Source organism: Streptomyces sp. SID10853, assembly GCF_010548145.1.
Classification (GTDB): domain Bacteria; phylum Actinomycetota; class Actinomycetes; order Streptomycetales; family Streptomycetaceae; genus Streptomyces.
Genome location: NZ_JAAGLN010000325.1, coordinates 1 through 6,141, shown reverse-complemented (window position 1 = coordinate 6,141; position 6,141 = coordinate 1). Strand labels below are relative to the sequence as shown.

Sequence of the window (6,141 nt, the reverse complement as noted above, 5' to 3'; positions counted from 1 at the left end):
CCGTGCTCGCGGCCGAACGGCGCCGTGCGGTGCGCGCCGCGGTGAGCCGCACACCCGGGCGCTGTCCCCGGCTGCTCACCGCGCTGCTCTCGCCCGCCGACCCCACCTACCGGGAGATCGCGGGGGAGTTGGGTATGTCACAGGGGAGCCTGGGGCCGGTTCGTTCCCGATGTCTGGGATGTCTGCGGAGAATCCTGACGGCGGAGGTTGCAGCCGGGGGCCGGTGGGGAAAGGAGCGTTAGACATCCGGTGAACAGGTGAGCGGGAGGCATGCGCACATGGGCATGAGCGTGACCATCTCAGCGGCGACCGCGCAGGACGCCGAGCAGATTCTGAAACTCCAGTACCTGTGTTACCAGAGCGAGGCCGAGCTCTACGGTGACTACTCCATCGAGCCGCTCACGCAGACGCTCGACGCGCTCCGGGCCGAACTCGCCGGAGGCCACGGGCTGGTGGCACGCCTGGGCGACGAGGTGGTCGCATCGGTACGCGGCGGGGTGGACGCTTCGGGCACGGCCCGGATAGCCAAACTGATCGTGCACCCCAGGATGCAGCGGCACGGCATCGGCGGCCGGCTGCTCACCGCCATCGAGGCCAAGTTCGCCGCAGATCCGGCCGCCAGGCGCTTCCAGCTGTTCACCGGCCACCGGAGCGAGGGCAATCTGCGGCTGTACCGCAGCCATGGGTACGTACCGGTCTCCACCGACCGGGCGGGCGGCACGGTCACGGTGGTGACCCTGGAGAAGGAAGCCGGGACGCGTTCGTACGTGAAGAGCGCCTGAGGCGTCGGGCGGCGTCGCGCGGGGCCGTCAGTTCCTGGCGGCCCTGCGCAGCCAGAGCATGCCGAGCACCGGCAGGATCACCGGGATGAAGAGGTAGCCCATCCCGTAGTCCGACCAGACCGTGGCGTCCGGGAAGGAGCCGGGCGACGCCAGCGTCCAGGTGCCGACGACGAGGACGAAGACCAGCTCGGCGGCGCAGCACACCAGCGCCGCCCGGCGGGCCTTCTCGCCCCCGCGCACCAGCGAGTACGTGATGAAGCCGTACACCAGGGCGGCCAGGGCCGAGAGCGAGTAGGCCAGTGGCGCCTTCCCGAAGTCCATGATCATCTGGACGACGGAGCGGGAGGCCGCCGCGACCGTGAACACCCCGTAGAACCAGACGAGTACCCGGCCGGGACCGGTGCCCAGCTCGTACCGGGGCTTCTCCTCAGCTGTGGTCATCGTCAGTTTCCCCAGATGTCGTAGAGCCGGACTTCCAGCACGGCCAGCACCACCGCGCCCGCGGCGACCGTCACCGATCCCCAGCGGGTCCGCTCGGTCAGCGAGAGGAACCCGGCGGCGGGCACAGCGGCGAAGGCGCCGATCAGATACGCGATGAAGATCGCCTTGCCCTGCTCGGGCCGTTCGCCGCGGGCCAGCTGCACGATGCCGATCACCAGCTGCGCCAGGGCGAGGACCGAGACGACGGCCATCCCGATGAAGTGCCAGTCCTTCGTGGGCTGGTCCCGGTAAGCGGCGTAACCGCACCAGGCGGCGAGGGCGAGCGCGGCCACAGTGACCGCGACCGTCAGGGCGACAAGCATGGAGCCGAGGGTATTACGGCGCGGACGGCCCGCCGCGCGCGGCCCCGGCGCCCGGCCGCGATCAAGGTCGTGGCCTTGGCCACAGCGCGGACCGCCCGCCACCGGTGCGCCGGGCCCGCCCGCACTCCGTTCCGTATGGCGTCGCCGCAGGTCGGAGCCGGTTCGCGGGTGATGGTCTGCCACCCCGGAGTGTGTCCACGGCCGTCCGTTATACGGACAAGCGTGCTCGGGGCGTTCTCACTTCTGCTTTACTTGCCGCATGACCACGACGAGCAGCCGCACCCTTGCGACCGAGGCGATCAGCACGCCCGGTGCTCGTTGTATGTGTCGAATGCGCGCCTTCTGAGGGTCCCTGCCCGCGCCCCGAAGCGGGACCGAGAGCCGGGCCGTCCGCCCCCGCACCCCCGCGGGAAGGGCAGCCGGCCGGCCACGCGCACGTAAGCCTTCCGGTCTCCACCATGACGGCCGTGCCGCGCTTCCAGACGAATGCCCCGTGCCGGCGGACACCGCGCCGCGCACTCGACAGTGACGGAAATTCTGTGATCACCACCACCGGCCTGACGAAGGTCTATGCCTCGCGCGGCCGTGAGGTCACCGCCCTGGACGGCGTCGATCTGCACGTCCGCGAGGGCGAGGTGTTCGGCGTCATCGGCCAGAGCGGCGCCGGCAAGTCCTCGCTCATCCGCTGCGTCAACCTCCTCGAACGCCCCACGTCCGGCACCGTGACCGTGGACGGCACCGACCTCACCGCGCTCGCCGGCCGCGGCAACCGCGCGAGCCGGGAGCTGCGCGCCGCCCGCAGCCGCATCGGTATGGTCTTCCAGCACTTCAACCTGCTGTCGTCGCGCACCGTGCGGGACAACGTCGAACTGCCGCTGGAGATCCTCGGCGTCACCGGCCGGGACCGCACCCGCAAGGCGCTCGAACTGCTCGACCTCGTCGGTCTCGCCGACCGTGCCAAGTCCTACCCCGCACAGCTCTCCGGCGGCCAGAAGCAGCGCGTCGGCATCGCCCGCGCCCTGGCCGGCGACCCCAAGGTGCTGCTCTCCGACGAGGCGACCTCCGCACTCGACCCGGAGACCACCCGGTCGATCCTGCACCTGCTGCGCGACCTCAACCAGCAGCTCGGTCTCACCGTGCTGCTCATCACGCACGAGATGGACGTCGTCAAGACCGTCTGCGACTCGGCCGCGCTGATGAGGAGCGGCAGGGTCGTCGAATCGGGAACCGTCGGCGAACTCCTCGCGACGCCCGGCTCCGAACTCGCCCGCGAACTGTTCCCGGTGGGCGGCCCGCTGCCGGGCACCGACCGTACGGTCATCGACATCACCTTCCACGGGGACAGCGCGGGCCGCCCGGTGATCTCCCAGCTCTCCCGCACGTACAACATCGACATATCGATCCTGGGCGCCGCGATGGACACCGTCGGCGGCCACCAGATCGGCCGGATGCGCATCGAACTGCCCGGCCCCTTCGACGAGAACGTCGTACCGATCGGATTCCTCCGCGAGCAGGGCCTCCAGATCGAAGTGGCGGACACCGAAGTGGCAGACACCGAAGTGGCGGACACCGAAGTCGCAGACGCCGAGCACCCCGTACCGGCCAAGGAGGACGCCAAGTGAACTGGTCCGAGATGCAGCCGCTGCTCTCCCAGGGCACCACCGACACCCTCTACATGGTGCTGTGGGCCACCCTCGTCACGGTCCTGGCCGGACTGCCGCTCGGGGTGCTCCTGGTCCTCACCGACAAGGGCGGGCTGCTCCAGAACCGCCCGCTGAACAAGGTCGTCGGCGCGATCGTGAACATCGGGCGCTCGCTGCCCTTCATCATCCTGCTGATCGCGCTGATCCCCTTCACCACCTTCGTCGTCGGCACCTTCATCGGCCCGACCGCGATGATCGTCCCGCTCGCGATCGGCGCCATCCCCTTCTTCGCCCGGCTCGTCGAAACGGCCGTCCGCGAGGTCGACCACGGACTGGTCGAGGCCGTCCAGGCGATGGGCGGCAGCGTGCCGGCCATCGTGAGGAAGGTGCTGCTGCCGCAGGCGCTGCCGTCCCTGGTCTCCGCCGTCACCACCACCGTCATCGTGCTCATCGGGTACTCGGCGATGGCCGGAGCCGTCGGCGGTGAGGGGCTGGGCTCCAAGGCCATCACCTACGGATACCAGCGCTTCGAGAACAGCTTCATGATCGCGACCGTGATTGTGCTGGTCGTGATCGTCACCGTCATCCAGCTGATCGGCGACGGCGTCGTCCGGCTGCTGGCGCGCCGGGGGCGTACCTCCGCATAGCCGGGGGCACCTCCGCACACCACGTCCCACCCGCTCACAGCCCGCACTCCTTGTCCGGGCGACATCCCGCACCACTGGAAAGAGGCACTTTTCGTGCGTAACTCCCGCAAGATATCCGCGTCCGCAGCAGCCGTCGCCGCCCTGGCCATCGGCCTCACCGCCTGCGGCACCTCGTCCGACCCTTCGAGCAAGCCCGAGGGAGCGAAGGCCGACACCAGCAAGCCGCTGGTCGTCGCCGCGTCGCCCGTCCCGCACGCCGACATCCTCAACTACGTGAAGACGCATCTGGCGGCCAAGGCCGGGCTCAAGCTCCAGGTCAAGGAGTTCACGGACTACGTCCTGCCCAACAAGGCCACCCAGACCGGCCAGGTCGACGCCAACTTCTTCCAGCACAAGCCGTACCTGGACGACTTCAACAAGAAGAACCACACCGACCTGGTCCCCGTCGTCAGCGTGCATCTGGAGCCGCTCGGTCTGTACTCCAAGAAGGACAAGGACCTCAAGTCCGTCAAGTCCGGGCAGACCGTCGCCGTCCCCAACGACACCACCAATGAAGGCCGCGCGCTCAAGCTGCTCGCCGACAACGGGCTGATCACCCTCAAGAGCGGGGTGGGCAGCGAGGCCACGCTCTCCGACATCAAGGACAGCAAGGGCCTGAAGTTCAAGGAGCTGGAGGCGGCCACGCTGCCCCGCGCCCTGGACGACGTCGACGCCGCCGTCATCAACGGCAACTACGCGATCGACGCCAAGCTCACCCCCGCCAAGGACGCCCTCGTCCTGGAGAAGGCGGCAGGCAACCCGTACGCCAACCTCCTCGTCGTCAAGAAGGGCAGCGAGAAGGACCCGCGCGTCGAGAAGCTCGCGAAGCTCCTCAACTCCCCGCAGGTGAAGAAGTACATCGACGACAAGTACAAGGGTGCGGTCATCCCCGCGTTCGGGTCCGTCAAGCCCTGACACCCGACCGTGCCCGCCCGCCGGAGGCCCCGCGTACCCTCACGTGGTACGCGGGGCCTCCCGCGGCCACCCGGCCATGCGGCGCCCGGTCCCCATGCTGCATGCTGTGGCTTTACGTCGGTCCCTGGCCATGGAGCAGCGCATGACGACCACCTTCCCGGACATCTCCATCAGCACGGACCGGCTGGTGCTGCGCCCCTTCGAGGAGGCGGACATCCCGCCCCTGGCCGACATGATGAACGACGAAGCGGTCACCGCCTGGACCTCGGCGCCCCACCCCTACCAGCACATCGACGGTGAGCGCTGGGTCCGCAGGATCGCCCCGGCCGAGCGCACCGCGGGGCGCGGGATCGTCCTCGCCGTCACCGAGTTCCTCACCCACCGGCTGGTCGGCACGGTCCATCTGCGCGCCACCGACTGGCGCACCATGGCCACCGAAGTCCGCTACATCACCGCCCCCTGGGCACGCGGTGAGGGATACGCCACCGAGGCGGTGCTCGCCGTCGCACAGTGGCTCTTCCGCGACCTGCGGTTCGAGCGCATCGAACTGCGCACCCCGGCCGACAACACCGCCGCGCAGCAGGTCGCGCAGAAGATCGGCTGCATCAGCGAGGGCGTGCTGCGCAACGCCTGGATAGCGCGCACCCGTACCGAGAACGGTACGGACGGCGGCTGGACCGACATCCGCACCGACCTCATCGTCTGGAGCCTGCTCCCCGAGGACCTGGAAGGGGTCGCCGACCAGCTGGCCGATGCCAACGGGTACGGCACCTTCAACGACTGGAGCTGACCGGCTCGTCGGCCACCGGCCGCAGCGGGTAACCTCGCGGGTGCTCGCTGTTCCGCCCCGCGGCCCCGGACCGCCCCCGCCGCGTGTCCACCCGGACGGAACGGCCGCCAGGACACCCGCAGAACGCCTGCACCCCGCCGCGCGACAACACCAGGAGACTGACGACGATGGCCGACCGGGTCACGGTGATCGGCTGGGACGGCTCGCCCCTGACCGCAGCCGCCAGGTCCGCTCTCTCCGCGGCCACGCTGGTGGCCGGGGCCGCCCACCACCTCGTACTCCCCGAAGTGCCGACCGGCGCGGAGCGGATCCGGCTCGGCAGCGTGAGCCTCGCCGCCCGCCGGATCGCCGGCCACCGCGGCAGCGCCGTGGTGCTCGCCGACGGCGACCCCGGCTTCCACGGGGTCGTCCGCACCCTGCGCGCACCGGAGTACGGCCTGGAGGTCGAGGTCGTCCCCGCCGTGTCGTCCGTCGCCGCCGCCTTCGCACGCGCCGGGATGCCGTGGGACGACGCCGAGGTCG

General features: G+C 70.0%; 8 protein-coding genes and 1 pseudogene. 7 read left to right on the top strand and 2 right to left on the bottom strand.

Annotation, left to right across the window (positions count from 1 at the left end):
• Nucleotides 1-242: pseudogene (locus G3I19_RS37855) on the top strand (sigma-70 family RNA polymerase sigma factor); the annotation flags it as partial.
• 36 nt (nucleotides 243-278) lie between these two features.
• A complete protein-coding gene (locus G3I19_RS33615) occupies nucleotides 279-782 on the top strand; it encodes a GNAT family N-acetyltransferase (protein ID WP_164267497.1) in 504 nt (167 codons plus the stop codon).
• A gap of 27 nt (nucleotides 783-809) precedes the next feature.
• Here G3I19_RS33615 and G3I19_RS33610 read toward each other — a convergent pair whose 3' ends face one another.
• Together G3I19_RS33610 and G3I19_RS33605 are read right to left on the bottom strand one after the other, a co-directional pair.
• The gene (locus G3I19_RS33610; protein ID WP_164267496.1) at nucleotides 810-1,223 is read right to left on the bottom strand and encodes a hypothetical protein; all 414 of its coding nucleotides are present in this window, start codon (nucleotides 1,221-1,223) and stop codon (nucleotides 810-812) included.
• Between the two features lie 2 nt (nucleotides 1,224-1,225).
• Nucleotides 1,226-1,585: a hypothetical protein gene (locus tag G3I19_RS33605; protein WP_164267495.1), complete on the bottom strand. Its 360-nt coding sequence runs from the start codon at nucleotides 1,583-1,585 to the stop codon at nucleotides 1,226-1,228.
• A 539-nt stretch (nucleotides 1,586-2,124) separates the two neighbouring features.
• Between G3I19_RS33605 and G3I19_RS33600 the strand changes: the two genes are divergently transcribed.
• The 5 genes from G3I19_RS33600 to G3I19_RS33580 form a co-directional block, all read left to right on the top strand.
• Entirely contained in the window at nucleotides 2,125-3,207 is a 1,083-nt protein-coding gene (locus G3I19_RS33600; protein ID WP_164267494.1) for an ATP-binding cassette domain-containing protein, read from the top strand.
• Complete coding sequence (locus G3I19_RS33595; RefSeq protein ID WP_164267493.1) at nucleotides 3,204-3,875, top strand: methionine ABC transporter permease; 672 nt, start codon at nucleotides 3,204-3,206, stop codon at nucleotides 3,873-3,875. Before G3I19_RS33600 ends, G3I19_RS33595 begins: the two co-directional genes overlap by 4 nt.
• A 93-nt stretch (nucleotides 3,876-3,968) precedes the next feature.
• A complete protein-coding gene (locus G3I19_RS33590) occupies nucleotides 3,969-4,829 on the top strand; it encodes a MetQ/NlpA family ABC transporter substrate-binding protein (protein WP_164267492.1) in 861 nt (286 codons plus the stop codon).
• A gap of 142 nt (nucleotides 4,830-4,971) precedes the next feature.
• Nucleotides 4,972-5,619: a GNAT family N-acetyltransferase gene (locus G3I19_RS33585; protein ID WP_164267491.1), complete on the top strand. Its 648-nt coding sequence runs from the start codon at nucleotides 4,972-4,974 to the stop codon at nucleotides 5,617-5,619.
• A gap of 167 nt (nucleotides 5,620-5,786) precedes the next feature.
• Nucleotides 5,787-6,141 (top strand): SAM-dependent methyltransferase (locus G3I19_RS33580; protein ID WP_239075008.1); only part of this gene is annotated, 355 nt, incomplete at its 3' end.